We start from the raw sequence: 26,011 nt of genomic DNA, 5'->3' as shown, positions 1-26,011 counted from the left end.
TTGGACGAATGAGCGGGAGCCAAGGGCGCCCATCGAGCACAAGAGTCAGGCGACGCGGGCAGGGGTCTTCGTACCCCTCCTCAGGCAGCGCTCGGCGGACGATCCCGAGGCCCCACGCCGCGCCGATGAGGATCGCCTTGTCGAGGCCGAGGGGTTGGCTGCCGCCATCGATCTCGACATCGTGGCGCGTGGGCTCATCTCGGTTGCGAAAGCGCAGCCAGCGACGTTACTAGGCAGCGGCAAGGTCGAGGAGCTCAAAGGGCTCGTCGCGGCCGAGGAGATTGGTCTAGTCATCATCGATCATCCGCTGACGCCGGTTCAGCAGCGCAACCTCGAGAAGGAACTGAACGCCAAGGTTCTGGACCGCACAGGTCTGATCCTGGAAATCTTCGGGCGCCGTGCGCGTACCAAGGAGGGGCGGCTTCAGGTCGAACTTGCGCACCTGAACTATCAACGTGGGCGCTTGGTGCGATCCTGGACCCACCTCGAGCGTCAACGGGGCGGTGCCGGCTTCCTCGGCGGTCCCGGTGAGACCCAGATCGAGGCCGACCGCAGGCAGCTTCAGGACAAGATCAAGCGCCTGGAGAAGGAGCTCGAACAGGTCCGCCGCACACGCACCCTGCATCGATCCAAACGCAAGAAGGCTCCGCATCCGGTCATCGCACTGGTGGGATACACCAATGCGGGCAAATCGACGCTCTTCAACCGGATCACTGGTGCGAACGTCCTCGCGAAAGACCTCCTGTTTGCGACGCTGGACCCGACGCTTCGGCGTTTGACGTTGCCGCACGGGACCGAGGTCATCTTCTCCGATACGGTGGGCTTCATCTCCGAATTGCCGACCCATCTGGTGGCGGCCTTTCGGGCAACGCTCGAAGAGGTCATCGAGGCGGATCTGGTTCTGCACGTCCGCGATATGTCCGATCCCGACGCTCTGGCGCAGGCATCGGACGTCAGGAAGATCCTATCCGATCTCGATATCGATGCCGCGGATTCGGAGCACGTGATCGAGGTTTGGAACAAGATCGATCGACTCGACGAGACTGGGTTGGCCCATCTGCAGGCGACCGCGGCTTCGCATGGGGATGACCAGGCCGTCCATCTCGTCTCGGCCATCACCGGGGAAGGCATCGACGCGCTTCTCGCTGATGTCGAACAGCGCATAGCGGGGCGTGCCGACGAACTTCATCTGGACGTTCCGCCTGACAGCCTGCAGCTTCTGCCGTGGCTCTATGAGAATGCGGTCGTTCGCGATCGCGAAGATCGCGAGGACGGCGGTGTCAACTTGACGCTCGACGTGACGAGACAGGCTCGTAGTGACCTGCAGCGGCTAGGCAGTCGCTATCCCGGCGTCCGGATCAACTGATCCGGCTGCCGGGCTGCGAGCGCTTTCGCCGACTGCCAAAGGCTTTCCTGGCGGTCGAGATCTAGTTCGGCCAGTTCCTCTCCGTTCCGCCGCGCCTCGTCTTCCATGAGGGCGAAGCGTCGGCGAAACTTGCGGATCGTTCCGCGTAGGGCAGCATCCGCGTCTATGCCGAGGCGCCGGGCCACGTTGACGGCTGTGAAAAGGACATCGCCCAGTTCATCACGGCAGGCAGCGTCGTCCGTTGAAGCGGCCGCCGCCTCCAACTCGTCAGTTTCCTCGCGAAGCTTTTCCAGGATCGGAGGCAATTGCGTCCAGTCAAAGCCGACCCGAGCGGCCTTGTCCTGAACCTTCTGAGCGAGCATCAGCGACGGCATGGCGCCGGGGACGTCTTCCAAAAGATGCGCCGAATTTGCCGCCGGACGGTTCCAGTCAGCGGCTCCGATGGACCGGTCCAGCGGCTCATTTCGCCGCCGAGCCGCAGCGCGCTCGGCTTTTTCTTCAGCCTTGATTTGTTCCCATTGTCCCTTGGCCGAGCGAGCTGAACGTGCCTCGGCATCGCCGAAAACGTGCGGGTGGCGCCGGATCATCTTCCGCGTGATCGCGAGAACCACCTCGTCGAAGGTGAACAGGCCGGCCTCGGCCGCCAGCTGCGAGTGATAGACGACCTGCAACAGCAGGTCGCCGAGTTCCTCACAAAGGTCGACGGCATCCCGGCGCTCGATCGCGTCCACGACTTCGTAGGCTTCCTCGATCGTATACGGCGCGATGGTCTCGAAATTCTGTTCGAGGTCCCATGGACACCCCGTATTCGGTGCTCGCAGCGCTCGCATGATGTCGACGAGACGCGAGACATCCGCTGATGGCTGCATGGGACGATCCTTTGGCTTGAAGGCGGAAATTGGGGCGATCATCAGTGTCTACGTCCCAGAGGTCGAACGCAGCAAGCAAGCACCGGCGGCGATCGGTATGGAAGGGGACGCTATGACCGGAGCGAAAATGTTGCGAGGACATGAGACCAACATCGCATCATCCCTCCAAACGCAAATCAGCTCAAGTGGCATAATATGCATTATGGAACTATCGTAGGAAGGCGCCGTTTCGTGTGAATCCCCGCGTTGTGCGACGCTATCACGGCAATGGGTCGCGGGAATAAACGAATGTAACTCGCGGCCCGATCGCTTGGCAGAGCTGCGATCAATCGATCGGAAACTCGAGCGCAAGGCCGTCATGCGCTGGCCGGATATGCTCCGGAAGATCGCGGCAGAGCGTCGCGTAGTCGAGCGGTGTATGCATGTGCGTCAAGACGGCTCGAGAAACCCCTAGTCGTTCGATCCAAGTCAGAGCCTGTTCAAGCGAAAAGTGGCTGGGATGTGGGCGATATTGCAAGGCGTCGATGACGATGAGTTCGGCGCCGCGTATCGCATTTTGCGCGTCGGGTGGAAAATCGCTGACATCGCTGCAATAGGCTACCGGGCCGATCCGGAAGCCGAGCGAGTGAATTGACCCATGCGTCTGGCGGAATGGCTTCCAATGGATCGGCCCGCCGGGACCATCGATCTCGAATGCAGAGCCTGCGTTGATGAGCCGATGACGAACGATCGGCGGATAGGAACTGCCGACCGGGGTCCGGAAGCAGTAGGCGAACGCCTCGAACATGCGCTCGTAGGTCGGCAAATCCGCATAGAGGTCGATGAGATGGCGTTGTTCTAGGACGTAGCCTCTGAGGTCATCCAAACCATGGATGTGGTCCGCATGGGGGTGCGTAACCACGACGCCGTCAAGACGCCGGACACGCGCAGCCAGCATCTGTTCGCGAAAGTCCGGACCACAATCAATGGACACCGTGGTCGTCGCGCCGTCGGCACGGATCCGCTGAATGAGCGCCGCGCATCGAAGTCGGCGATTGCGCGGCTCGGTCGGATCGCAGTTTCCCCAATCTCCGAGGATGCGAGGCACGCCCGGCGACGATCCGCACCCGAGAATGGTCAGCCGCAGTCGGTCCGTCACGACGCTGGACCACGACGTGGATCCGGGACCTTGCCGAACAGACGGAAGAAGTTGTCGCTGGTGATCCGTCCGATCTCGTTCAGCGATACGCCCCTGACCTCGGCCAGCCGCGCGGCCGTATGAGCAACGTAAGCCGGCTCGTTACGCTTCCCTCGATAGGGCGGCGGCGCAAGGTAAGGTGCGTCGGTTTCCACGAGAAGACGGTCGAGGGGCACCCGTGCCGCGATCTCTCTCAACTCGTTCGACTTCGGGAAGGCCAAGATTCCCGAAAAGGACACATAGCCGCCGAGGTCGACGCCGACTTCCGCAAGCCGGGGGCCGGACGAGAAGCAGTGCAGGATGAACGGAAAGGTCCCCTTCCCGCTTTCTTCGACCAAGATCGCCTCCATGTCGTCGTCGGCTGCACGCGCGTGAATGACGAGTGGCAGTTGCATCAGGCGAGCGGCTTCGATCTGACGGCGGAAGACGGCCGCCTGGACGTCGCGGGGAGCGCGATCGTAATGATAGTCGAGCCCTGCTTCGCCGATCGCGACCACCTTCGGCTCTGCGGAAAGTCGGAGTAGTTCCTCGACAGTGCGGTCCGGTTCTTCTCCGGCGTTGAGCGGATGCGTGCCGACACTTGCGAACACGTTCGGGTAGTGCCGCGTCAGTTCCAGGAGTTCGGCGATCTTGGCGACACGCGTCGAGATCGTCACGAGAAGCCCGACGCCCGCATCGCCGGCTCGGGCGACGATCGCGTCGCGTTCCGCTTGGAAATCCGCAAAGTCCAAATGGCAGTGGCTATCGACGAGAAACAGTTCGGACATGGTCAAGCCTGCGCATCTGCCTCGACATAGCGCGGGAAGATGCCGACAGGCGTCGGCAGGACGCGCCCGGGCTCGAGGACGCGTCCCTGCGCAAGTTCCACGAACGAGCGTTCCGTATCGCCGACCGCGAGGAGGTCGAGCAGCTTGGCGGTCGCGTCCGGCATGATCGGCTGGAGGAGCAGAGCCGCACGGCGCACCACCTCAGCCGTCACGTACAGGACCGTTCCCATGCGGGCCGGATCGGTCTTGCGAAGGACCCACGGCTCCTGTGCGGCGAAATAGCGATTGGCCTCCGATACGACGGACACGATCGACGCCAGCATTCCGTGAAGTTCCTGGCGGTCGACAGCTTCCCGGCACCGCTCGAGGAGGGTTCCGCTCAGCTCGAGCATGGCGTGGTCGTCGGCGGTCAGTTCACCCGGCGAGGGAAGAACTCCATCCAGGTTCTTCGCGATCATGGAAAGCGAGCGCTGGGCCAGATTGCCGAGGTCGTTCGCCAGTTCCGAGTTCATGCGGGCGACGATTGCCTCGTGCGAATAGTTGCCGTCCTGTCCGAACGGCACCTCCCGAAGGAGGAAATAGCGAAAGGCGTCGAGGCCATAGGTATCGATGAGCGAAAGTGGGTCGATGACGTTGCCGACCGATTTCGACATCTTCTCCCCGCGATTGAACAGGAAGCCATGCACGAAGACACGGCGCGGCAGTTCGATGCCAGCCGACATGAGGAAGGCCGGCCAATAGACCGTATGGAAGCGTACGATATCCTTGCCGACGACGTGGAGATCCGCCGGCCAGAAGCCGCTGCGGTCGCTTTCATCCGGAAAGCCGGTTGCGGTCAGGTAGTTCGTCAGCGCGTCGACCCAGACATACATGACGTGGCGCTCGTCGCCCGGGACGGGAATGCCCCAGTCGAAGGTCGTCCGTGAGATCGAAAGATCCCGTAGCCCGGACCGAACGAAGCTGAGAACCTCGTTTCGACGCTCGGTCGGCGCGATGAAACCCGGGACCTCCTCATAGAGCGCCAGCAGCCGCTCACCGTAGGCCGAAAGACGGAAGAAGTAGCTTTCCTCCTCGACCCACTCGACCGGGGTCCCTTGCGGGCCAAGGCGCACGCCCGCCTCGTTGAGGCGTGTCTCGTCTTCGCCGTAGTAGGCCTCGTCGCGGACCGAATACCATCCCGCGTAGGAATCCTTATAGATGTCGCCGGCCGCCTCCATTCGGCGCCAGATCTCCTGGCATGCGCGCCGATGGCGTTCCTGCGTGGTCCGGATGAAATCGTCGTTCGAGCTGCCGACGCGCCGGCCCATTTCCCGAAATTCGGCAGAGTTGCGGTCCGCCAGTTCCTGCGGCTCGATGCCCTGCGCCTTTGCGGTCTGCAGCATCTTGATACCGTGCTCGTCGGTTCCGGTGAGGAACAGGACGTCGTATCCGTCCAAACGCTTGAAGCGCGCGATCGCGTCGGTCGCGATCAGCTCGTAGGCGTGGCCGATATGCGGTTTGCCGTTCGGATAGGAGATCGCGGTCGTCAGGTAGAAACGTTCGGCCATGGGTCTTCTTGCGCTGGAGGCGTGCCTTGCCTGCGGCCATAGCCCATCGCAGGCGTCGCCTCAACGAAGCGTTGTCGCGGTCAGACCTCGGCACCTTCCCTCAGCTGCCGCCGAAGGTCGTACAGATTATGAAAGAAGGTCAGCACGACCTGCTTGCGGTCGAGATTGTAGGCCGCCGCCTCTCGCCACCTTGCAGTCTCGCTCTGCCAGAGCGCCGCCAATCGCGCTGCCTCCTGGGGGCGGTTCTGCAACGCCTCCTCGGCTTCCGCCGCCAAACGTGCGGCGAAGGCCTCAAGCGCAAGGCCGAACGCAGCCTCGCGGCCCTTCTGCACTAGGCTATCCGTCATCGCGTGTACAGCGGTCCAGTCCGGTGCGGTCAATGACAAGAGCCGAGCGGTCGCCTCGACGATTTCGTGCCCGCCATTTCGAAGGGTCGCAAGTGCCGTACGCACAGCGCCGCCAGAGCTCGCCGCGGCCTGACGGCGTTCGCTCGCGTCATCATCGGCAGCAACCTCTGCCAGAATGCCGGCGACGACGTTCTCCGGCAGCGTCTCGAAGCGGAGGACGCGACACCGGGAGCGGATCGTCGGAAGGATCCGCCCCGCCGCGTGGTTGACGATCAGGAAGAGCGAACGCGGAGGCGGTTCCTCCAGCGTCTTCAGCAGAGCATTGGCCGCGCTGCGATTCAGATCGTCAGCAGGGTCGAGGATGGCAACGCGCCATGCGCCACCGCTCGTCGATTGGAAAAAATGATTGAGCCGACGGATTTCGTCCACGGTGATCTGCGTCTTGAAACCCTCACCTCGTTCGACAGGCGGTCGGGTCAGATGCAGGATACGAGGATGGGCAGCCTGCGCGATCTGTCGAACGACCGCAGAGTCCGGATCGAAGCGCAAGTCGTCGGCTACGCCCGACGGCATGTCGCCTGCGATACGCCGCGCGAAGGCGAAGGCGGTCGTTGCCTTACCAATGCCCGCAGGCCCCTGCAGCAACCAGGCATGATGCATGCGTCCAGAGGCGAAAGCTTCGGACAGCTCCGACCATTCTGAGCCGCGGCCTAGAAGTCGTAGCGTCGATGCAGGCGGAAGGACGTTCTCGATATCGTCATGATGCTGGGTGGACTCGATCATGACGTCGCGTCGGCGCCCTTCCTCGCGCAACCGGGCAACCGAAGGTCGAAAGCATCGAGAACCGAACGCGCCACCGCATCCTCCTCCTGCAACGCGTCGATCACCACGCAGCGGTCTGGTTCGCTGCGGGCTATCGTGAGAAAACCCTGGCGCCGAGCCTCGTGCAGCGCAAGGGTCTCCTTCTCGAACCGGTCGGGAAGAGCCGCATTCTGGCGCCTCGCGCTGGCACGCGCGAGACCGATTTCAGCTGGAAGATCGAGCATGAGCGTCAGCGACGGCCGAATGTCTTCCAGCACGGCGTCTTCGACGATCTTCAGGAACTCCTGGTCCGACCCGGTGGCGAGCCCCTGGTAGACACGGGTCGAGTCGTGAAAACGGTCGCACAGCACGATCGCGCCACGCTCAAGCGCCGGCCGAATGACGAGCGCGATGTGATCAAGGCGGGCTGCTGCAAAGAGAATGGCCTCGGTTTCCGTTCCAAGGTCCTCCGCGGCACCCGACAAGACGAGCGAACGGATCGCGTCGGCACCAGGCGTACCGCCCGGCTCCCGGGTCGATACGACGTCGCACCCTCGACTACGCAGTGTCCTGGCAAGACGCGCGATCTGCGTCGTCTTGCCAGCGCCCTCGCCGCCCTCGAACGTAACGAACCAACCGCGGGACTCGGCCGAACCCTGTTCTTCATTAATCACAATCGGCGAATCCATCCGAACGCGAGTTCCTGCGCTGCACCGATCGCACGTGACGAGAAGCTACCCTCATGGACCGCCGCGCCCGCGAAGAGATCAGCATCGAGCACAGGTTTCCCATCTACCGTGACCTGCAGACTGCCGATGCGCTCGTCCTTCTCGATCGGCGCGTGCAAGGGGGCGTCGTAGCGTATCTCCGCCCGGACGAGATCCGCCCGCCCCTTCGGAACATAGGCGACGAGATCCTGCTTCAGGACGAGCGGAACGGATGTCTCCAGGCCACCGTAGACCGAGGCGTATCCCGCCGCAGCCGCTTGCGCGAACAGCGTGCGCTTCTCGAAATTGTCGCGCGCCCAGACGAGAAGACGTTCCGTCTCTTTCGTGCGCACGGAATCGCTTGAGAATCCTCCGAGCACGGCGACCGTCGCCCGGCCGTCGGTCTCCATCAGCGCTGAGATCGAATAGCCCTGCCCTTCTGCGAAGCCTGTAGCGAGCCCTGTCACGCCGATGTTGCCGCGCAGCAGCGGATTGCGGTTGCGCTGGCGCACTTTGTTCCACTCGAATTCAGGCTGGGCATAGAACAGATACCAGGACGGGTAAGCTTGCCGCACATGCGACGAGAGCAGGCCAATATCGCGTGCGGTCGTGTATTGCCCTTCCGCCGGTAGTCCGGTCGGGTTCACAAAGTGACTGTTGCGGAGACCTAACTCGCCCGCTCGCTGGTTCATACGCAGCGCGAAGGCGCTTTCGGTTCCAGCGAGCCCCTCTCCGAGGATGATCGAGGCGTCGTTGGCGCCCTGGACCATGACGCCCCGCAGAAGAGCCTCGACCGGAATGGACGACCGCACCGCCGCGAACATGGTGGCGGTCCGGGACGGCGCACCACCCGTGCGCCAGGCATGATCCGAGACAGGATAGGGCGTTTCTGCGGTCGCCTCGCCCTTCTGCATCGCATCAAGGACGGTTTCCACCGTCATGATCTTCGCGAGCGAGGCCGGCTCGAAGCGATCGTCGGGTGCTTTTTCGTAGAGGACCGTGCGCGTTTCAGCATCGATGACGTAGGCTGTGGTGGCCGGTGTCTCGAATGCGAAGGGCTTGGGTTCCTGGGCCAGCGAATATGTAGGTGCACACACTCCGCAAGCGGCGGCAAGCGTCGCGCCGATCCACCGACGTCTTCGAACCCGCTTCATTCGCCTGGCGTCCATGTGCTTACCGATCGTCGTTGACCGAGCCTATCAGAAACGGTCATCGCGCGCATCGGCGCCATATGCTCCAAACGAAATGCAGATCAATCGCGCGGGATGAAGGCTTCGCGTGCGCCGGCCTTCCACACATGGGCCAGCAGGTCGTCGCCATTCGAGCCAGGCGGAAGCGCGATCGCGACAGCACCATCACCCTCGTCGGACAACTCAAGGCCGGCCGTCATTGCGAGAACGGAGATTTTTTCGCGCAGGTTGCGGTCGATCACTCCGACCTCAATGCGCTCCGAACCGGCATTCGAGAGCGCTACCGTGTCGTTCAGTAGGGTGCCGAGCGCGGCCTTCGCCCCTCGGGTCGGGGTTTGCGGAGCGTAGGACAGAGCCAGCCCGCGAGATGTCGGTATCGGCGCCATCGCGCCGCCGGCGGGAGCATCGTAAGCCTTGATCAGGTCTTCGACCGACATCGCGTCTCCGCGACGGGGTGCCGTCGAACGCGCGACGGCCGGCTTCGGGGGAGAGAAGGCCGCAGCCGTGAGCAAGGGCGCAGGGTTTGCGGGACGATTCGAGGCAATCATCACGCCGGTTGGCAGACCGTCATCGATCGGCCGAGCATCACCTGGGCGGTACGATGCCATCAGAAGCTTCGTGTCGTCACCCTCGAGGGGGGCCCTTCCGACATACTCAACCTTCACATCCGCGATACCGTCACGTTGGAAGCCAAGCATTTCGGCCGCCTTCGACGAAACATCCATGACGCGGTCATGCATGTAGGGCCCGCGATCGTTCACTCGGACCATCACTGACGCACCGGTCTTGCGGTTCGTGACGCGAGCGTAGGATGGAAGCGGAAAGGTCGGGTGCGCCGCCGACAGGTGGTACATGTCGTAGATTTCACCGTTGGCCGTCAGCCGACCGTGGAAGTTCGACCCGTACCAGGACGCCTCACCCGTCTTGACGTAGCCGGGCTCTTCCTTTGGATAATACCATTTGCCGCGAACCTTGTACGGCTGGCCAGTCTGATCACGGCCCCCGCCCTTCGGCACACGCTTCAAACGGGTTACACGCGGACTTGCCTTCACGCCGAAGATGGATGAGCTGAAGATTGGTGCATCGTCCTCGGGCGCCAAATCGCCATGCGTCGAAGACGACTGGGACCGGGACTGGCATCCCGCCAGAACCGTGGCGCTCAGCGCGATCAGTGCCGTGCGGGCAACCCAACGGCGACGTGATCCCGCGATCAGCCACATCCGTACCCCCATGATTGGTCTTACCCCGGCTTCACGGTTCGCAGCCGCGAACGTCGAAACCCATCCCTCGCCCATGATCGTTGACAACATGTGAATCAAAAGCAAGCGACACGAGCATGTCCTGCCGGCGTGTCGGAGAGCGCGGCTAGTTTTTCCACAAATAATTTCGCATATCGGGCATCGTGTAGACCGGGAGACCTCGTCACGACGCAGAACATCGCAGCGGCGACACTCAATGCGTATACGCGGCTCTTCGGCAATCCTTCATCATCGAACGTTAGGATGACAGGAAATATCTGCAGATACGGAACTCAGCATGAAGATCGCCATCGTCGGCTGCGGTTATGTTGCCGACTACTACATGCTGACCCTGCGCAATCATCCCGACCTCGCGCTCGCCGGAGTGTACGACCGACGATCCGAGCGAATGAAAGTGTTCGCGTCTTTCCACAAGGTTCCAGTCTATCCTAGCCTGGCGGCCCTTCTGGAAGATCCGGAGGTCGAGATGGTTCTCAACCTCACCAACCCCGGCAGCCATTACGACGTCTCGAAAGCCGCGCTGGAAAGCGGCAAACATGTCTACTCCGAAAAGCCGTTGGCGATGAGCGTGGAGGACGGGGAGGATCTCGTTCGCATCGCACACGCGCGCGGGCTTGCCATCACGGCTGCACCTTGCTCGATCCTCGGCGAAGCCGCCCTCGCCGCCGGCCAGGCCATTCGCGACGGACGCCTGGGCCAAGTACGCCTCGCCTATGCGGAGATGGAGGACTCGATGGTCTTCCGCGAGCACTTCCGCGATTGGCATTCTCCCTCGGGTGCGCCCTGGCCGGCGCACGATGAGTTCGCCGTCGGTTGCACGCTCGAGCACGCTGGGTACTACCTCACTTGGCTTTGTGCCTTCTTCGGCCCCGCGACCGAAGTGACGGCCTTTTCGGCACGGCTGTTCGATGAAAAGAACCTTCCCTCTCCGCCGGGTGGTTGGGCCGGCGACTTTTCCGTCACATGCCTTCGCTTCGGCGGCGGCGTCGTTGCGCGCCTGACCTGCGGCTTGGCTGCCCCGCGGGACCGTTCGCTCCATGTCGTGGGCACGGAAGGTACGATGACGGTTACGGATGGATGGAACTATCGTTCCGGCGTTTGGCTACGGGATGCGGAAGGACGGCCACGCTCGCGGATCCCGAAGCTTCCGCAAGCGATCGGCCGCCTTGAGCGATATCTTCCTGGTCGTCATTGGCTGGGCGAGCGGCTTGCGCTGCGTCCAAGTGCTGCGATCACGCCAGGCTTCCCTTCGCGGATGGATTTCTCGCGCGGTCCCGCGGCAACAGCGCGAGCTCTGAAACAGGGGCGCGACCTTCCGATGCCGGCGGATTTCGCACTCCACATTACCGAGCTCGCACTGGTCGCCCAGGACGCAGGCCGGTTCCCCTCACCCTACAAGCCACGCAGCAGCTTCTCGTCCCTGCCGCTGCTAGACTAGACGATCTTGCGCGAGGCGGCCTCAACGATACCGAGCGCTGCCAGGCTCGCAGCCGATGGCATGACCGGGCTTTCCGCGAGACCGTCGCGAAGGCACTCGACCATATGGTCGACCTGATACTGCAATCCACTGCCTTTGAAGAGTGTCGGGATGCGCCGGGCGCGGGCGCAGTGCGCGACCGCCCGGACGGCGCGAAGCCGCGAGATCCTATCTTGCCGGTCGATTTGAATCCCGGGCTCCGCCGCTTCGCTTGCCGGCCGGGGATGGTCTGCCCGACGAAGCGTAAGGAATGGCGGTGAGAAGAGTGGTGCCGCCGCCTCGACCGTCCCGCCCGCTCCCACCAGGGAAAGTCGGTTCATGCCGTCTGCATCCCATGCGGCCGAAAGGCAGGAGAAGACGTCGCCATGCCGCAGAACAAGTTCGGCTCGCTCGATCACGCCGTTCGCGCTTCGGCGCCCGGCAGCTAGCACTTCCGACACGGGCCCCAGGAGATGCAGCGCTATGGAAATCGGATAAATGCCGAGATCCAGCAACGCTCCATCAGCCTCGTGCGAAGCATTCCGGTTCGGATCGAAATACGCGATATCCGCGTGAAGGCGCCGCGTCGCACCCAGATCGGCGCTGTCGGCAATTTCCTTCAACCGGCGCTGACCGGGCGTGAAGCGAGCCCACATAGCCTCCATCATGAAGACGCCAGCCGACCGTGCGACTTCGACCAGGCGTTCGGCGTCCGAGAGGGAGACGGCGAGTGGCTTCTCGACAAGAACTGACTTTCCAAGCCTGATCGCCATCATGGCATGTTCGACATGAACGGCATTTGCGGTCGCGATATAGACAGCGCCGACCTGCGGCATGGCCATGGCGGCCTCGATCCCTGCGCCCGTCACGCCGGAACCGATGGCAGCCGCGAACCCCTTCGCCTTCAACGGGTCGCGAGCGCCGACCGAGACGATATCCGCCGAGCGGGAATATCGCAGATCCGCGGCGAAACGACGTGCGATCACACCCGTTCCAATGACGGCCAGCCCCAATCGCCCCGATGCCAAGAGAAGCCTCCGCGCTCGCCTATCCCGCGGCATCGACACGCGGACCGCCGCATCGCGACGAAGCCCTATCTAGCAGCAATGAACCGCGTTGTGTCGATGCCCGCTTGCCCGCGCGGGACAGATCTCCAGATGCAATCACGCTTGAGCGCAATTCACAGCGACGGTCCTGATAGCCCGCTCATTTTCCGGACCGGATCGGCGGGTCCGCATGCACGATGACTGAGCGGGTAACAGTGCGGCGTGACACATCCGGACAAATTTACGACGGCAACCAACAGACTGAAAACCAACCGGCGGCGCATAGCGACCTCGCTGACCTCACGACAGGAATGCGATCACCATGTCGTTCAGTAAGAGGCGCCGGAACGCCGCGGCGTTGATGTAGCGCAAATGCCAAAGGTGTTGGGTTAGCGGTGTTCAAGCTCTGGGACGGCCCTCGCTTCCGGTATAGTCAAGACGGAATGCCAATACCAACCTGCGTCCCCCCTCACCGCAACGTACGATCAAAACCTTCACGAACTCGAGAGTTTGTCGAGATCACCTGGTGACAGAGCACTGTTGGCAACGAAGGAGCGTTGGCGGATGGGGTGAGATTCGAACTCACGGTACGGTTCCCCGCACGGCGGTTTTCAAGACCGCTGCCTTAAACCACTCGGCCACCCATCCAAGCCTTGTAATCGTTGGCAAATCTGGCTTCGCAGCGCTCTTCATTTGGTCCGCTGCTACCGAATTGCTACCGAACGGCTCTACGCCTTCGGCTTTACCGCCTGCCGGACCGCAGCGTCAACCAACTCGGCTGCGCTGGCGCCCATGCCCGGCATGACGTGGCTGTAGATGTCGAGCGTGATCGCGATCGTCGAATGGCCGAGCCGTTCCTGAGCGACCTTCGGGTGGACGCCAGCCGCAAGCATCTGCGTCGCGTGGCTATGCCGAAGGTCGTGGAAGCGGATGCGGGGCAGATCGGACTTCGCCAGGATCCGCACCCACTCGTGCGTCAGTGAGTTCGGCTGGAGCGGCTGGCCGTCCACCTGAGCGACCACGAAGCTGTCGGGCGTCACGCGCACGCCGAGGCGCAGCTGCTCCTCCGCTTGCGCGGCCCGATGCCGCAATAGCTCGGCCGTCATACTGGCGCTGAGATCCACCACGCGCCCCCTGCCCGTCTTCGTCTCCTTCTGGCGGACACCCGTCTTCGTCTGCTCGGCCGTCGCCACCACCGACAGGCGCCGCTGGTTGTCGCCCAGCTCGACGTCCTTCCAGCGCAGCGCCACCACCTCGCCGCGGCGCAGGCCGCACATGACGGCCAGCAGCACCGGCACATAGATCCGCGTTCCGCGCACGGCCTCAAGGAGCTGCGCGGTCGTGTCGGACCCGTAGGCCGACATCGCCTTCCGTTCGACCTTCGGCGGCTTGGAGAGCGTTGCCGGGTTCTTCGGGATCATCTCCCAGACCACGGCCTGGTTGAGCGCCTTGATCAGGACGCGGCGCATATGGTGGACGGTGCGGGGCGAGAGACCGCCCTTCCCGTTCCGTCGGCCGCTCGCCAGTGCCTTCGTCCAGGCCGCATCGATCGCCTCGACCTTCAGCTTCGCCAGCGTCGTCGAGCCGATCAGCGGCATGATGTTCTTGCGGGCGATCTCGGTGTAGCGCTCGTGCGTCTTCGGCGCGACGCTGGCCTTCTCGTGCGTCAACCAGCGATCTAGGAACTGCGCCACCGTCGTCTTCGTCGGCTCGGTGTACCCGCCGTGCTTGATCATCGTGACGAGACGGGCGCACTCGACCTGAGCCTCGCGCTTCGTGCCGTGGAACGTGTGCCACTTGCGCCGGCGCTTACCGGTGACCGGATCCCGCTCCGGATTGTCGAGGATGATCGCCCACGTGCCGGGCGAGCGCTCTTTGATAGAGCCCTTCATTCTTCGTCCTCCCGATCGAGTACGAAACGCCGTCGCGCTTTTTCCGCGCCGATATCGCCACGCAGCTTCTCGAGCTCATTCAGGTAATGCTGTTTTATCTCGTCCGCTTTCGCGACTGCGTCCTTAATATCTGAGTTCTGATGTATCGCGGCCACCTCATTGACCAAAGCCATTGATTGAGCCGCGGCGGAAAGTATCGCGTCCAAAACGTCGCCATACATTTCACCGACCGCTGTAGCGACGCTTGCAAAGTATTGTTCTTTAGACAGCTTTTTTGCGTCGAAACCCTGCATCTGGACCTGCAGTTTTTGAGCTGTTTCCAATGCCTCCAGTATTCGGCTAAACGTCAGTGGAACTAGCGGATCGGCGCGCAAACCCAGTTGAATCAAACGTCGTATCGCCTCAGAGCGCGACTCCATTCTGTTCGCGAAGCGCCACTCCTCGAGGTCGGCGAACTCCTCTTCACCAATCTTGAGCTGGATCGGCTTCGTCGCACCGTCCGATAATTTAGGTCTGCCGATCATCCAGGATCCAGTTTTAGTAAAAAAGTAATACGAAACGCTTGTCAGATGGAAGCCCGAAGGCTACCTATCATTTCGTAACACCTTTTTACGAAAGAGCCAACGATGGCGAAGAAGTCCACCCCAGCTGCCACGCGAGCGGACGTCGAAGCCGTTCTCGGTTTGGCAACGACAGACATTATCACTGCAGGGCACGTGTTCTTCGGCCTTGGTCGCAGCGCGGCGTACGAAGCCGCCCGCCGCGGCGACCTGCCGACAATCCGCGTCGGCGGCCGCATTCTCGTGCCCGTCGCGCCGCTCGCCGAAAAGCTTGGCTTGCCTTTCAACATTGGGCGGGCAGCTTGAGCACCGAGACCGTGAGCATCTTGCCGCTGCTCTACGCTGCGGACTGGACCTTCTGCCAGCGCGATCTCGAAGAAGCGTTCCGCGCCTTCGTAGGCTGGCCGAACGAGGCTCCGGTCCCGAACCTCGATGCCGGCCAGCGCCGTGACCTTCTCGGCGCGACGTGTCGGGCGCTGATCCAGCTGGTCGTTGACTCGATCAAGCCGGGCGAGACGTTCGACACCATTCTCGATGAGGTCGGCGCTGACCAGATCGGCGGCGGGACCTTTGCGCATGGTGCCCGTGCGGTGCTCGCCACGCCGAAGTTCTTCGACCTGCTGCAGAAGGAGCCGGTGCGATGAGGAACAGTCCCTTCGAAGCCGTCCGCCGGCAGGCCATGCACCACCGGCGGCTCGCCGCCGAGCGGCGCACTTGGGACCGGTTCGCCGGTGCCTACCTCGCCGACAGGCAGAAGCGTGACGACGAGGACGAAGCACGGATCGATGAGCTCGCACGTCGTCATGTCGAAGGACACGGGGGCATCGATGCCGACCTCACCGCGCCGTCAGTATGAGCATTCCGCGAAGTACCTGCGCACCAAGACCGCCAAGCGGGTCGAACGGGACACGATCATTCTCTGGCGCGAATTGCGCTCACTCAGCCGCTGCCAGCAAGCCGGCTGGAAGATCCCGGCTCAGGTTCGCAACGTCATCGCGCGCCTCGCCCGCGAGGGCGCCACACCCCGCATCAGACGCATCGCCAAAGCCAACAAGCCGGTCCGGGGTCGGATCGCGAGAAAGGATGGAGCATGACCACGCTCAATGTGCGGCCGACTGACGCCGTACCGGACATCCGGGCCGTCGTCGCGAACCTACCGACAAGCGACGCCGAGGCGCTTCTGCTCAGCATGGTCGATCACGACCTGCAGGATGCGCGCCGAGTCCGAGATTACGTCCGCATCTGTCGGGCAGCCGACGATCTCGAGTTCATCTTCGTGAACACCCAGAATGAAGCAATCGGCAAGCGGGCTCGGAAGCTGTTTGATGAGGCGTTCGATCCAACGCCCGAACTGGATCATGCCTGAGAGCTGTCAGCGAAGGAGCGGCCACCACGCCGACCCCTTCGCCTCCAACCAATCAAGAGCCGGGTCGCCACCCGGTCCAGGAGATGCACTTGCCTGCCAATGTTGTAGCGCTGACGGATAGGAATTCCAAGACGGAAGTGGCGGTTGACTCGTCCCTTATCCGAACATGCGTCGTGGGCTTCTTCCATGATGCCAGGGCGAATGAGGGCTTCATCGGCTCCCGCCATTTCCCGCAGCACCCAAAGAAACTGCCGCCGGACGATCCTCGCCGGTACTCCGATCCGGATTGGATCGAGTATGATCCGGCTGACATTGATGCTGCTGTTCGCCGTCTCACGACCCATGCGCAGGACGCGGCCCGCCGAATTGATCTGTCGGCGCGCGTCTTTAGTCCGCCGCTCGTACTGTTTCGCAAGCCGGCCGATGGCAGCAAGCTCAGGGCCACCGAAGAGTCCGTCGCCTACTGCTCGGCGCTCAGCGTTGATCTGGACGAGAACCCCGACGCTTCGCTTGCCCGATTGCGCGAGGTGCTCGGCGATCCGTGGATGGTTGTCGAAAGCGGGGGGGTCACTTCCAACGATGAGCGGAAGAAGCACGTTCATTGGCGGTTGGCGCACTCAGCGCGCAGCCCTGAGGAACTCTTCATGCTTCGTCAGCTGCGTCGGCGCGCCGTCGACCTTGTCGGCGCTGACGGCAGCGGGGCCGCCTTGTGCCATCCCTACCGCTGGCCGGGATCGGTCCATACAAAGAATGCGCCGCGGTTGTGCCGGATCATCGAGAGCAATCCTGATGTTGTGATCGTTCCGCATGAGGTGAGCGACCGCTTGCTGGCCGCTTGTCTTGAAGACGGAAAGGACCCGACGACCCTCTGCGGACGCAAACGCGAGGGCAAGGGCAATCGGCCGTTCAAGACGAAACGTGCTTGGCCACGGGAAGCCTTGCTCGCCTTCGCCGAAGGTCTGCCGAATAACGAAAGGCTCGTTCCGTGGGACGCCTATCGGCACGTTCAGATGACGCTGTGGGACGCTTCCCACAACAGCGACGATGGCCTCGAGGCGCTCATGCTATGGTCTGCAAAGGCCGGCAAGCACGACCCCGCTGAGGTCGAGGATTCTTGGAAGCACGTCGAACTTTACCCGCCCGAGGACCTGTCGGCCGGGACGCTGATGTGGCTACTCAAAAAGCTCGCTCCGCATGTGATTCCGACCGTTCAGCAGTGGCTGATTGAGGACGTAGCGTCCGATCCCGAGCCCGTCTCACCGGTAGATGGTGGGGGCATCTTCGATGGTCTGGAAGAGGTGACGACCCTCGGCAAACCGTCGAAAGACGTGCCCTACTACGTCGCGGAGATGAACGAACGTCACGCCATCATCATGCACCGGGGCAAGGCGTTCCCGATCTCTGAGGAAGACGATGGCTCGACCTACAAGACCGGGAAGGAAGACCTGATCCTGCGGTACGCTGACCGAGAGGTTCGGCTTCTGGAAGGCAAGCAGGTCCTCTCGCGGTACGACGCTTGGATCCGCTCGCCGGATCGCCGCGTCTATCCGAAGGGTTGGGACTTTGATCCGAATGGCACACCCCCCGGTGTCTACAATCGCTGGCGGGGCTTCCCGCCCCTGGACGGCGATGACCATGTCGACGCGAGCGGCCGAGAGTGCGCCCTGATCCTAGCGCATATGCGGAATATCGTTTGCAGCGGCGACGAAGAACACTTCGCCTATCTCATCCGGTGGTTCGCGCATCTCATTCAGAGACCAGGCGAGAAGCCCGGGGTTGCGGTCGTGCTGAAGGGTCTCGAAGGCACCGGCAAGGACACGGTCGGCTACTACGTCGAAGCGATGATGCCGAAGCTGTACGTGAACACGGCGCAGGACAAGCATATCACCGGTGCTTTCAACTCGCACCTGACGAACCGGCTCTTCCTGCATGTCGAGGAGCTTGGCTGGATCGGGAAGGCTAAGGACAAAGAAGGCGTCCTGAAGTCGCTTATCACGAACCCGAACCATACGGAGGAAGGCAAGGGTGTCGACGTCGATACCGGCCAGAAGTCCTTCTTGCGTTTGTGGATCACATCGAACGAGGTCAAGCCGGTGAACGCATCGGCCGAAGCACGGCGCTTCTTCGTGCTGAACGTGTCCGACGCTCACCGGAAAGACGAGGCTTACTTCGGCGCCATCGAGCGTGAACGATGCGGCGTCGGGCCGGCCGCTCTCCGAAAGTATCTCGCGGCTGTCGACCTGGCCGGCTTCAACGTGCGCAATTGCCCGGCGACGGACGCCTTGGCCGAGGTGCAGGTCGAGTCGCTGGAAGGCTTCGACCGCTTCTGGTTCGAGCTGCTCGCGACGGGCGGCCAGTATGCAGGCGAAAACGGCGTGTCGTGGGAGGATGGCCCCGTACTCATAGAGCGCGCTCGCCTCTACAGAGACTACGAACGCTGGAGCAAGGAGCGTCGCGAACCGCCGATCACCGACGTCCGAGTTGGGAAGCGTCTCGTCACCTTGGCCAAGACAGAAGCCAAGGCACTCGCATCGCAACATCGCACGGGCGATGGCGGACGCGCATGGTGCTATCGCCTCCCGTCGCTTCCAGACCTTAGGAAGGCGTTCGGCCTATGACCGGGTTGGCACAGGTGGCACCCGTGACAGTCACACGTGCCAATTTCGTTGCAACCCTTGCGACGCAAGGGCTGCACAGGTGGCATAGGTGGCATAGGCAAAATCTGCATCGCCCATACACGAGTGTACACGACCGTAGTGCGCATGCTGCGCAGCCCATCCTTCTAGCAATCTCATTCTTCCCTGAACTTCAAAAGACACCTGTGCCACCTGTGCCAGTTGCTCCAAACCGTTACGGCGCAGAGCTTCGCGCGTCACAGGTGACGTCACAGGTGGCACAAGCAGCGATCCCCTACATGTCCAGCGGTCGTTGCCGCTCGGGGGCCAAGTCGGATCCCGATCGGCCCCGACGGGAGGGGGCATCGGAAGTCAGCGAAGTCTTGGGGGTGGACACCGACAGGGGTCTCATTCGCAGATTTTATTTCGTGATCGAAAAATCAGTTCTCGCGATATCGAATAATGTTGGTTGTGCGTCTCGTTGGCCCGCAAACACTGGGATGCAAGGACTGGTCCGATGAGCTCTGCGCCCTCCGTACGACCAGTGTTGATGCGTCAGGACGAGATTATCAGCCTGAAAGAGGCGGCCTATCGGACTGGAAAGAACGAAAAGACGATCAGACGTTGGTGCAAGCAGGACGGTATCGGACGACGGAGCGCACCTGGAGCACCATGGGAGATCTCAGCTACCGCACTTGAGGCTAAGCGATACGGCGACTGCGAAGCCCTCGAACTCCTACGTGTAGGCTCTCGCGACTCCCCAGTCGTCGAACGCTACCTCGTCTCTTTAGGCCTTAGTGTCTGATTCATTTCATCATGTTCTTTCCACAACCCTTCGGGTACACAAGAGGTCCTCGGAATGATTTTACTTTTAACAAGCAAGAAAATTTTTCGTTACATAGGCGGAACGATGCCCTGGTTGCCGACCACCACGAAGGCCGTGGTGAGCGACCCGTCGGCCGCCTTCGTCGCCGGCACGAAGACCGGGGCGCCCGCCTTGAGGTCGGCGGCCGAAGCCTCGGCGAAGGTCACGACCGGCACGCCGTCGGGCAAGGTGATCTGTTGCGATCCGGTCGGATAGGTCAGGGTCAGCTGGCGGCCCGACACGCTTTCCACCGCGTTCGACACCGTCGCGTTGGTCATGGTCGAGCCCGGCTGGAGGTCCCAGGGGAAGCTGCCCTCGTTGGCGCCCTTCATCGCGGCCGGGAAGATCAGCACCTCCAGCGCGCCGGCCGTGCCGTTCTCGCCGGGCAGCGTCGCCGCTCCCACGTAGTCGCCCGGCTTGATGTCGCTGGCGGACGCCGCCTTCACGCCGCGCAGGCCGACGTTGGGCGCCATTGCGATCCGGACCACCGGCCCCTCGCGCGAGGTGACCGATAGCGTGTTGCCGTCGACCGACGCGACCGTGCCGCGCACCCGCATCGGCTGCGCGTCCTGCGCGGCGGCGAGCGAGGTGGAGAGGGCCAGCGATCCGAGAAGCAGGAGGGCGGTTCGGGCAGGCAAACGCATCGATCAGATCTTTCGCAACGGGCATGTGGATGGGGCGCCCGGCCATGGGACGCGAATAGGACTGCCGATATACGTGGTTTCGTGACGAAGGGACCGTTCGCAAACCGAAGGACATGCGTATCCAGCTGCGGGGAAACGCTAGTCGTCGCGTCGTGCCCTAGTCGGCCCGGTACCGGTTGCCAGTTCGGTGTATCTCGGAGCGAATTCCTTCTGCGGATAGTCGGACAAGCGCAGCCTCGTCTGCGTCCAATCCAGCGCCGCCCCGTAGTGAGGGTCCCCGCTCCGGACAAGGTCTGCGTAGCGCTCGAGGAACAGGGCGGTATCGTCGGGATGGTCGATGCCGTCGTTGGATCGACGCGTGACGGACTCGTGGTGGATCGCCACAACGCTCCCGACATAGGTCGAATGGTAGCCGAGAGCGCCGATCCGCAGGCAGAGGTCGGTATCGTTGAAGCCGATCGCCAGCGCCTCATCGAGACCCCCAACCTCCTCGAACAACGGCAGCGGCACCATCATCAAAGCCGCCGTCACGGCGCTGTAGTCGCGAGTGGCGACGAGCGAGCTCAGATGGCCTGGCGACCGCGGACCATCCCCAGGCTGTAGAAAGGGCTCGAAGCGATGACTATGGTCTGCAGCACCGGTCAGGCCCACAACGACCCCGCCGTGCTGGACGCGGCCATCGGGATAAAGAAGACAACACCCGACCACTCCGACATCACCCCAGGAGAACTGCGCCGCCAGCCGGTCGAGCCAGTCGTCGGTGACGAGTTCGATGTCGTTGTTCATGAGGACGACATGCGTGTAGTTCGCGCCGCTGACGTGGTTTTGGATCGCCGCGTTGTTGATCGCCGAATAGTTCCAGGGGCCTACGTGGGAGGCGAGTCGGATGCGTCCTGCGTCGCTCTCCTGCGCCAGATACCGAAGCGTGGCCAGGTCGTCGCTCTCGTGATCGATCACGAGAATGTCGGCCGGCGTCCGGTTTGCGGGCTGGCGTTCGTAGATCGAGGACAGGCACTGCCTGAGCACGTCGAGGCCATTGCGGGTCGGGATCACGATCGCCACACGAAGCCCGTCCGGCAGAGGGGGGCGGATCTCCAGTTCGTTGAAGTTGATTCCCGGCCCGACCTCGAAGCGCGACCAGGCGGGCGACCTCGACAGATACGCGCGAACCGCCGCGCCCGTGTTGGCATAGACGTCCTCGGCACCGGCGTGGCCGAGGCTCGTCGCATGCGTGCGCCAGACATAAAGGGAAAGGGGGATGTGCCCGACGATCCGCGCCTCGGTCAGGCATCGCAGCACGAACTCGACATCGTGCGAGATGCGCAGCGTCTCGTCGAGAAGGCCAACCCGCTCGGCCAAGGCGCGTCGCACGAAGATCGGATGCACGATGTAGGGGTGGCTCAGGTAGTGGCGGATGTCGAAGCGGCCGCGCGAGGCGATCAAACGAACCGTCTCCAGCGCGTCGTCGGCGACGATCTCGTCCGCGAAAAGGAGGTCGGCGTCCCGGATCGCGCTGACGCAGCGAAACGCCTCCACGAGGTGGCGCTCCAGCATGTCGTCGTGATCGACCACCAGCACGAAGTCGCCCGAAGCGGCCCGAATGCCCGCGTTGGTGGCGGCCGACACGCCGCGGTTTTCCGGCAGTGCCACGATGCGATGGGCGAACCGGTCGTCCAGGAGATGCTGGAGTTCGGCCTGCAAGTCGTCCTGCGGTCCATCCAGCACGAAGACGGCCTCGAAGGCGAGATCGGTCTGGTGCTGCAGGCTGGCGACCAGTTGCGCGAGCCAAGGGCGAGGCGTGCGGAATATGGGGATCACGAGCGTCAGGCTCGCGGGCGCCTGCGTGCGGCGCGACGACCAGCTCGCCAGGAGATCGCGGTTGACCACCGACACTTGGCGCAGCGTCCGCGACAGGCGCTGGTCGAAACGCCGCCGCTCGGACCAGATCGAGGGGCTGACGGCCTCGGCCGTGAGCCTGCGCATCTCGCGCACCAGCCCCCCCTCCCGCACGTCCCGGATGAGGGCGCGCGTCCCCTCGGCGAGGAGGGACGGCCGGACGGTGCGGGCCCGCAGCCATTTCGTCAGACGACGGCCCCGCCAACGCGTGGTGGACACGCGCTGAAGGTCCGCCGTGCCGAGGGTCACGCGACTGGGACCATCCACCGCGATCGTCAGCACAGGCTGGCGCTCGTCGCCGAGCAGGACGAAGTAGAGGTCCACCCGGTCGGGAAACGGCTCCGCCGTCACGCGAACGCCTTCGCGCGTCCCCTCGCGTTCCACCTCCAGCTGCGCCGAGAGCTGCCCGGCCAGCGCGTCGTCCGTCATCACCGACAGGCGGTAGAGCCCGAAGGGAAGATCCGACGGCAGGCCGTCCAGTTCGAAGGCCAAATCCTCGTAGGCGACATCGTAGACGACCCGATCGCCGTCGCGCCCGCGCACCGTACCGGGACGCACGGGACGAAGTTGGAGGGGGGTCTGCATCATTCCATGTTTCCTGATTGCGGCGCGCTCGTACACACGTCTATCCGCATGATCGTTTCTGTTCATCGAATGCGCCGTCGCGTCAACGCTCAATCGGAGGTAGGCAAGACCCGTGACGGGCCGGCAGCTATCACGGGAGCGCACGCCAATCGGTGATCTGGAAGGGTCGGTCGGAGACGACCGAGGCGATCAGCACGGCTTCCACCCGGGTCACGCGCCCCCCTGCCGCTCCCTGCGCCTCGACCCGTACCCTGAACACGCGCAGCGCCTCGCCCAGAACGAGATAGGACTCGAGGCCTCGGAAGATCGCGCGCAGGTGAAACAGCCGGTCGAGACCGCCTCGGCCGCGCGCATCCGTCAGGGACGGGCCGATCCCTTCGGGAACGCCCGGCAGCGCCTGGAGAAGCGCGATCGGGGCGAACATCGGGTCGATCCGGCCGGCGGGGTTGTAGACGGTCAGGAAGGGAGCGAGCGCCGCCACGTCGCCGGACGAAACGCCGGGAACCTCGCCGAGGTCCGCAACGAGGCGGAACGACGTCCCGCCGCCCCCTCCCCGCCGATCGACGACCCGCTCCGCGAAGTCTGTTGGCGACAGGGTGCTCAGCCCGGAGGCGCGATAGGCCGCCGCGAGGAGCACCGCGTCCGCGCCGTTCAAGTCCACCCGGCCCGCCTCGGAGGCCGCGAAGATCGTCACCGTCCCCGTGTCGAGGCGCAGCTGCTGTCCGTTCAGTGTCGCGGGATCGACGCGCAGGACGAAGAGCTGGTGCCCGGCAAGCTCGACGCCCGAGCGAAGCAGCGCCTGCGCCCGCAGCGTTTCGTCCCCGACGCTCGCGGTTTCCACTGCCCCCCGCGACAGAAGCACGGCGCCGCCCGTCAGAAGCGCGAGAAGCGCTGTGACCGACAGGACGGCGACCAGCACGAAGCCGCTCCGGTCCCCCATTCGGGCGCGCGGATCACCGGGCATAGCGTGCCCAGCCCAGCGGATCGGCCGCGTCCACAGCCTCGGGCGGAAGATCGGTCGGTGCCACGACGTCGGCATCGCCGGCTTCCCGGTAGGAGCAGGCCGCACGGCTCGGAGCGGCGCATCCGGGCTCAGCGTCGATCATGAGCGGGATGCGCAGGGATGCGCGCGGTTCCCCGGTTCGGATATCGAGGATCGCGATGCGCACGGCGCTCGGCATCGCGAGCGGCGAGGTCCAGGTGTCGAGCAGGACGTCCTCACCATCGGGCAGGGCCTGGAAGTAGCTGAAGCGAACAAGGTCGCCGCCGGTTTCGATCTCACTGCGGCTTCCCCCCGCGAGATCGTCGGGGCTGGTCGCGATCGAGGGAAGCGCCGCACTCGTGCGTAGGACGCGCCCCGGTTCGGCGTGAAGGGTCACCAGGCGGACCTCGCCGCTCGTCTCGTCGCGCCCGGCGAACCACATGGTGTCGGGCCCGCCCGCAAAGACGAAGGGCGCATCCGGACCGCTCCAGCGCACACGCAGGGCCGGACGCAGGTCCCGCCCGATCGCCTCCAACGCGCGGGTCTGCGCCTCGACCCGGCTGGCCAGATCCTGCGTGCGCGCGTCGGCCCGCACCGCGAGGTGAAGGAGCGACACCATCGCGACCAGCAGAAAGGCGCCGATCGCCATGGTCACCAGCGCCTCGGCGAGAAGAAAGCCGTCCCGTCCGCGATGGCGAGACGGCGTGCGACGCTGCGGTCCCATCACCGCTCGGCCCGGTCGATGCGCACGAGGCGGATCGCCTCGGCCGTGAGGACGCCGCCGCGCCTCTCCCCCGCCTGAACCGTGACGATCATGCGCATGGGCTCAAAGACCCGTGCGCCGATGTCGCCGCTGGTGCCGGCCGCCAGCGGAACGGGCTCGAAGCGCACGCTCCAGCCGTGGTTCTCGAGCCGCCCCTCGGCCGGCTCCCCGCGTGCGCCGAGCGCACGGCTCGACAGGAGCGTCTCGGCCACGCGGGTCGCCTCCACGCGCTCGGCCGCCCGCAGCGCGCCGTCGACATTGCCGACCGCCAGCCGCTGCATCGCCACCATGACGAGCGCCAGCACGACAAATGCCACCAGGGCCTCGATCAGGGTGAACCCGTCGCGTCCGCGCAGGCGGGCGAGAATGCGGACGGAGCGGATCGGAGGGTGAACGACGCGCGGCACGCCTAGAACTCCTCGATCCGCACCGCCGCGGTCTGGTCGCTGACGCGTACGGCGAGGCTTCGCCCCTTCGCGCCCAGGAGGATGTCGCCCCCGCTCGAGCGACCGTCCGGCGCGAACAGGACACGGTTCAGCCCGGCGGGACGGCTCGAAAGCTGCAGGGCACCCGACACGTCGATCGTGCCGCCGCTCGAGCCCGACACCACGCGCCGGCCGGACAGATCGATCAGCGTGACGACGGTGCGGCCGCTGCGCAACGCCTCGTTGCGGTCCGCGCGCAGAAGCGCGGCCACACGCCGGCCCTCGTAGCGCTGGAGACCCGGTCCCGTCCCGAAGCGCATGTAGGGAAGCGCCAGGGCCGCCAGCAGCGAGATGATCGCGAGCGCCAGCATGAGTTCGATCAACGCGAAGCCGCCACGCCGGTCGCGCGCCGGTCGAGTGTTCCCGGGACGGCTAGTTGCTCGTGATATCGGCATCCGATCCGCTACCGCCCTCCTGCCCATCGGCACCGTTGGAAATGATGCGGTAGGGCGCCCCCTGACTGGAAGGAACGTAGCGGTACGGATTTCCCCACGGGTCGGCCGGGACGCCGGACTGCTGCAGGTACGGCCCGTTCCAGGCGGGAAGCGAGGCGGGCCGCGTCACCAGGGCGCCCAGCCCCTCGCTGGCTGTGGGATACCGCCCCGTGTCTAGGAAGAAGAGATCCATCGCCGACTTGAACGAGGAGATCTGAAGGCTGGCGGCGCGCTCGCGCGAACTGGTCAGGTAGTTCAGGACGCGCGGGCCCACCAGGCCCATCACGAGACCCAGGATCACCAGAACAACCAGAAGCTCGACGAGCGTGAAGCCGGCGTTGGCGGAGCGCTGGGTGCGGCGGGACGGGTCGGCGGGACGGATTAGCGGCATC

General features: G+C 63.9%; 26 protein-coding genes and 1 tRNA gene. 8 read left to right on the top strand and 19 right to left on the bottom strand.

Annotated features, from left to right (window positions below; translation table 11 throughout):
- Positions 1-31 precede the first annotated feature (31 nt).
- Complete coding sequence (hflX, locus tag AUL35_RS00195) at positions 32-1,366, top strand: GTPase HflX (RefSeq protein ID WP_062010935.1); 1,335 nt, start codon at positions 32-34, stop codon at positions 1,364-1,366.
- Here hflX and mazG read toward each other — a convergent pair.
- The 8 genes from mazG to AUL35_RS23040 form a co-directional block, all read right to left on the bottom strand.
- Positions 1,342-2,235 (bottom strand): nucleoside triphosphate pyrophosphohydrolase, encoded by an 894-nt coding sequence (mazG, locus tag AUL35_RS00190; RefSeq protein ID WP_062010847.1) that lies wholly within the window; start codon positions 2,233-2,235, stop codon positions 1,342-1,344. The genes hflX and mazG overlap by 25 nt on opposite strands.
- 325 nt (positions 2,236-2,560) lie before the next feature.
- Complete coding sequence (locus tag AUL35_RS00185) at positions 2,561-3,373, bottom strand: MBL fold metallo-hydrolase (protein WP_062010846.1); 813 nt, start codon at positions 3,371-3,373, stop codon at positions 2,561-2,563.
- Positions 3,370-4,179: a TatD family hydrolase gene (locus tag AUL35_RS00180; RefSeq protein WP_062010844.1), complete on the bottom strand. Its 810-nt coding sequence runs from the start codon at positions 4,177-4,179 to the stop codon at positions 3,370-3,372. Before AUL35_RS00180 ends, AUL35_RS00185 begins: the two co-directional genes overlap by 4 nt.
- 2 nt (positions 4,180-4,181) lie before the next feature.
- Positions 4,182-5,726: a methionine--tRNA ligase gene (gene metG / locus AUL35_RS00175; RefSeq protein ID WP_062010842.1), complete on the bottom strand. Its 1,545-nt coding sequence runs from the start codon at positions 5,724-5,726 to the stop codon at positions 4,182-4,184.
- An 80-nt stretch (positions 5,727-5,806) separates the two neighbouring features.
- Positions 5,807-6,856, bottom strand: coding sequence for a DNA polymerase III subunit delta' (locus tag AUL35_RS00170; protein ID WP_062010840.1), 1,050 nt, complete (start codon positions 6,854-6,856; stop codon positions 5,807-5,809).
- Entirely contained in the window at positions 6,853-7,563 is a 711-nt protein-coding gene (gene tmk / locus AUL35_RS00165; RefSeq protein WP_062010838.1) for a dTMP kinase, read from the bottom strand. Before tmk ends, AUL35_RS00170 begins: the two co-directional genes overlap by 4 nt.
- Positions 7,545-8,750 carry a D-alanyl-D-alanine carboxypeptidase family protein gene (locus AUL35_RS00160; RefSeq protein WP_244493614.1) on the bottom strand — a complete coding sequence of 402 codons (1,206 nt, stop codon included), beginning with the start codon at positions 8,748-8,750 and terminating at the stop codon, positions 7,545-7,547. Before AUL35_RS00160 ends, tmk begins: the two co-directional genes overlap by 19 nt.
- Positions 8,751-8,833: 83 nt before the next feature.
- The gene (locus AUL35_RS23040; protein WP_280137309.1) at positions 8,834-10,096 is read right to left on the bottom strand and encodes a septal ring lytic transglycosylase RlpA family protein; all 1,263 of its coding nucleotides are present in this window, start codon (positions 10,094-10,096) and stop codon (positions 8,834-8,836) included.
- A gap of 211 nt (positions 10,097-10,307) precedes the next feature.
- Between AUL35_RS23040 and AUL35_RS00150 the strand changes: the two genes are divergently transcribed.
- The gene (locus tag AUL35_RS00150) at positions 10,308-11,468 is read left to right on the top strand and encodes a Gfo/Idh/MocA family protein (protein WP_062010832.1); all 1,161 of its coding nucleotides are present in this window, start codon (positions 10,308-10,310) and stop codon (positions 11,466-11,468) included.
- Here AUL35_RS00150 and AUL35_RS00145 read toward each other — a convergent pair.
- The 4 genes from AUL35_RS00145 to AUL35_RS00130 form a co-directional block, all read right to left on the bottom strand.
- Positions 11,465-12,514 (bottom strand): Gfo/Idh/MocA family protein, encoded by a 1,050-nt coding sequence (locus AUL35_RS00145; RefSeq protein WP_192847009.1) that lies wholly within the window; start codon positions 12,512-12,514, stop codon positions 11,465-11,467. The genes AUL35_RS00150 and AUL35_RS00145 overlap by 4 nt on opposite strands.
- Positions 12,515-13,090: 576 nt before the next feature.
- Positions 13,091-13,180, bottom strand: a tRNA-Ser gene (locus AUL35_RS00140).
- 80 nt (positions 13,181-13,260) lie between these two features.
- Positions 13,261-14,424: a tyrosine recombinase XerC gene (gene xerC, locus AUL35_RS00135; protein WP_062010827.1), complete on the bottom strand. Its 1,164-nt coding sequence runs from the start codon at positions 14,422-14,424 to the stop codon at positions 13,261-13,263.
- Entirely contained in the window at positions 14,421-14,948 is a 528-nt protein-coding gene (locus tag AUL35_RS00130) for a hypothetical protein (RefSeq protein WP_062010825.1), read from the bottom strand. Before AUL35_RS00130 ends, xerC begins: the two co-directional genes overlap by 4 nt.
- 102 nt (positions 14,949-15,050) lie before the next feature.
- Between AUL35_RS00130 and AUL35_RS00125 the strand changes: the two genes are divergently transcribed.
- The 6 genes from AUL35_RS00125 (at position 15,051) to AUL35_RS00105 (ending at position 18,968) form a co-directional block, all read left to right on the top strand.
- Entirely contained in the window at positions 15,051-15,290 is a 240-nt protein-coding gene (locus tag AUL35_RS00125; RefSeq protein WP_062010823.1) for a hypothetical protein, read from the top strand.
- The gene (locus AUL35_RS00120) at positions 15,287-15,628 is read left to right on the top strand and encodes a hypothetical protein (protein WP_062010821.1); all 342 of its coding nucleotides are present in this window, start codon (positions 15,287-15,289) and stop codon (positions 15,626-15,628) included. Before AUL35_RS00125 ends, AUL35_RS00120 begins: the two co-directional genes overlap by 4 nt.
- Positions 15,625-15,840 (top strand): hypothetical protein, encoded by a 216-nt coding sequence (locus AUL35_RS21885; protein WP_156417764.1) that lies wholly within the window; start codon positions 15,625-15,627, stop codon positions 15,838-15,840. Before AUL35_RS00120 ends, AUL35_RS21885 begins: the two co-directional genes overlap by 4 nt.
- Positions 15,812-16,078 (top strand): hypothetical protein, encoded by a 267-nt coding sequence (locus AUL35_RS00115; protein ID WP_156417763.1) that lies wholly within the window; start codon positions 15,812-15,814, stop codon positions 16,076-16,078. Before AUL35_RS21885 ends, AUL35_RS00115 begins: the two co-directional genes overlap by 29 nt.
- The gene (locus tag AUL35_RS00110; protein ID WP_062010818.1) at positions 16,075-16,350 is read left to right on the top strand and encodes a hypothetical protein; all 276 of its coding nucleotides are present in this window, start codon (positions 16,075-16,077) and stop codon (positions 16,348-16,350) included. The genes AUL35_RS00115 and AUL35_RS00110 overlap by 4 nt, the downstream gene beginning before the upstream one ends.
- 173 nt (positions 16,351-16,523) lie before the next feature.
- Complete coding sequence (locus AUL35_RS00105; RefSeq protein ID WP_192847008.1) at positions 16,524-18,968, top strand: DUF5906 domain-containing protein; 2,445 nt, start codon at positions 16,524-16,526, stop codon at positions 18,966-18,968.
- An 891-nt stretch (positions 18,969-19,859) separates the two neighbouring features.
- Here AUL35_RS00105 and AUL35_RS00100 read toward each other — a convergent pair.
- The 7 genes from AUL35_RS00100 to gspG form a co-directional block, all read right to left on the bottom strand.
- Positions 19,860-20,474 carry a hypothetical protein gene (locus AUL35_RS00100; protein WP_062010814.1) on the bottom strand — a complete coding sequence of 205 codons (615 nt, stop codon included), beginning with the start codon at positions 20,472-20,474 and terminating at the stop codon, positions 19,860-19,862.
- 138 nt (positions 20,475-20,612) lie between these two features.
- Positions 20,613-22,958, bottom strand: a complete 2,346-nt coding sequence (locus tag AUL35_RS00095; protein ID WP_062010812.1) for a glycosyltransferase — start codon at positions 22,956-22,958, stop codon at positions 20,613-20,615.
- A gap of 127 nt (positions 22,959-23,085) precedes the next feature.
- Positions 23,086-23,874, bottom strand: a complete 789-nt coding sequence (locus AUL35_RS00090; RefSeq protein WP_192847007.1) for a type II secretion system protein GspK — start codon at positions 23,872-23,874, stop codon at positions 23,086-23,088.
- Positions 23,875-23,908: 34 nt separating this feature from the next.
- On the bottom strand, positions 23,909-24,661 hold the full coding sequence (locus tag AUL35_RS00085) for a type II secretion system protein J (RefSeq protein ID WP_062010808.1): 753 nt from the start codon (positions 24,659-24,661) through the stop codon (positions 23,909-23,911).
- Positions 24,661-25,107 carry a prepilin-type N-terminal cleavage/methylation domain-containing protein gene (locus AUL35_RS00080; protein ID WP_062010805.1) on the bottom strand — a complete coding sequence of 149 codons (447 nt, stop codon included), beginning with the start codon at positions 25,105-25,107 and terminating at the stop codon, positions 24,661-24,663. The genes AUL35_RS00085 and AUL35_RS00080 overlap by 1 nt, the downstream gene beginning before the upstream one ends.
- Positions 25,108-25,109: 2 nt before the next feature.
- Positions 25,110-25,580 carry a GspH/FimT family pseudopilin gene (locus AUL35_RS00075; protein ID WP_280137308.1) on the bottom strand — a complete coding sequence of 157 codons (471 nt, stop codon included), beginning with the start codon at positions 25,578-25,580 and terminating at the stop codon, positions 25,110-25,112.
- The gene (gene gspG, locus AUL35_RS00070; protein WP_062010933.1) at positions 25,558-26,010 is read right to left on the bottom strand and encodes a type II secretion system major pseudopilin GspG; all 453 of its coding nucleotides are present in this window, start codon (positions 26,008-26,010) and stop codon (positions 25,558-25,560) included. Before gspG ends, AUL35_RS00075 begins: the two co-directional genes overlap by 23 nt.
- Position 26,011: the final 1 nt, after the last annotated feature.

Origin of the sequence: Aureimonas sp. AU4 (assembly GCF_001463765.1) — a bacterium.
GTDB lineage: Bacteria > Pseudomonadota > Alphaproteobacteria > Rhizobiales > Rhizobiaceae > Aureimonas.
This window is presented reverse-complemented; position numbering and strand designations above follow the sequence as displayed.

Bases quoted from the DNA above. Each gene is read 5' to 3' on its own strand.
- mazG (WP_062010847.1), bottom strand. From the start codon at position 2,235: ATGCAGCCATCAGCGGATGTCTCGCGTCTCGTCGACATCATGCGAGCG.
- AUL35_RS00180 (WP_062010844.1), bottom strand. From the start codon at position 4,179: ATGTCCGAACTGTTTCTCGTCGATAGCCACTGCCATTTGGACTTTGCG.
- metG (WP_062010842.1), bottom strand. From the start codon at position 5,726: ATGGCCGAACGTTTCTACCTGACGACCGCGATCTCCTATCCGAACGGC.
- AUL35_RS00170 (WP_062010840.1), bottom strand. From the start codon at position 6,856: ATGATCGAGTCCACCCAGCATCATGACGATATCGAGAACGTCCTTCCG.
- tmk (WP_062010838.1), bottom strand. From the start codon at position 7,563: ATGGATTCGCCGATTGTGATTAATGAAGAACAGGGTTCGGCCGAGTCC.
- AUL35_RS00160 (WP_244493614.1), bottom strand. From the start codon at position 8,750: ATGGACGCCAGGCGAATGAAGCGGGTTCGAAGACGTCGGTGGATCGGC.
- AUL35_RS00150 (WP_062010832.1), top strand. From the start codon at position 10,308: ATGAAGATCGCCATCGTCGGCTGCGGTTATGTTGCCGACTACTACATG.
- xerC (WP_062010827.1), bottom strand. From the start codon at position 14,424: ATGAAGGGCTCTATCAAAGAGCGCTCGCCCGGCACGTGGGCGATCATC.
- AUL35_RS00130 (WP_062010825.1), bottom strand. From the start codon at position 14,948: ATGATCGGCAGACCTAAATTATCGGACGGTGCGACGAAGCCGATCCAG.
- AUL35_RS00125 (WP_062010823.1), top strand. From the start codon at position 15,051: ATGGCGAAGAAGTCCACCCCAGCTGCCACGCGAGCGGACGTCGAAGCC.
- AUL35_RS21885 (WP_156417764.1), top strand. From the start codon at position 15,625: ATGAGGAACAGTCCCTTCGAAGCCGTCCGCCGGCAGGCCATGCACCAC.
- AUL35_RS00115 (WP_156417763.1), top strand. From the start codon at position 15,812: ATGCCGACCTCACCGCGCCGTCAGTATGAGCATTCCGCGAAGTACCTG.
- AUL35_RS00110 (WP_062010818.1), top strand. From the start codon at position 16,075: ATGACCACGCTCAATGTGCGGCCGACTGACGCCGTACCGGACATCCGG.
- AUL35_RS00100 (WP_062010814.1), bottom strand. From the start codon at position 20,474: ATGCGTTTGCCTGCCCGAACCGCCCTCCTGCTTCTCGGATCGCTGGCC.
- AUL35_RS00095 (WP_062010812.1), bottom strand. From the start codon at position 22,958: ATGATGCAGACCCCCCTCCAACTTCGTCCCGTGCGTCCCGGTACGGTG.
- AUL35_RS00085 (WP_062010808.1), bottom strand. From the start codon at position 24,661: ATGGGACCGCAGCGTCGCACGCCGTCTCGCCATCGCGGACGGGACGGC.
- AUL35_RS00075 (WP_280137308.1), bottom strand. From the start codon at position 25,580: ATGCCGATATCACGAGCAACTAGCCGTCCCGGGAACACTCGACCGGCG.
- gspG (WP_062010933.1), bottom strand. From the start codon at position 26,010: ATGCCGCTAATCCGTCCCGCCGACCCGTCCCGCCGCACCCAGCGCTCC.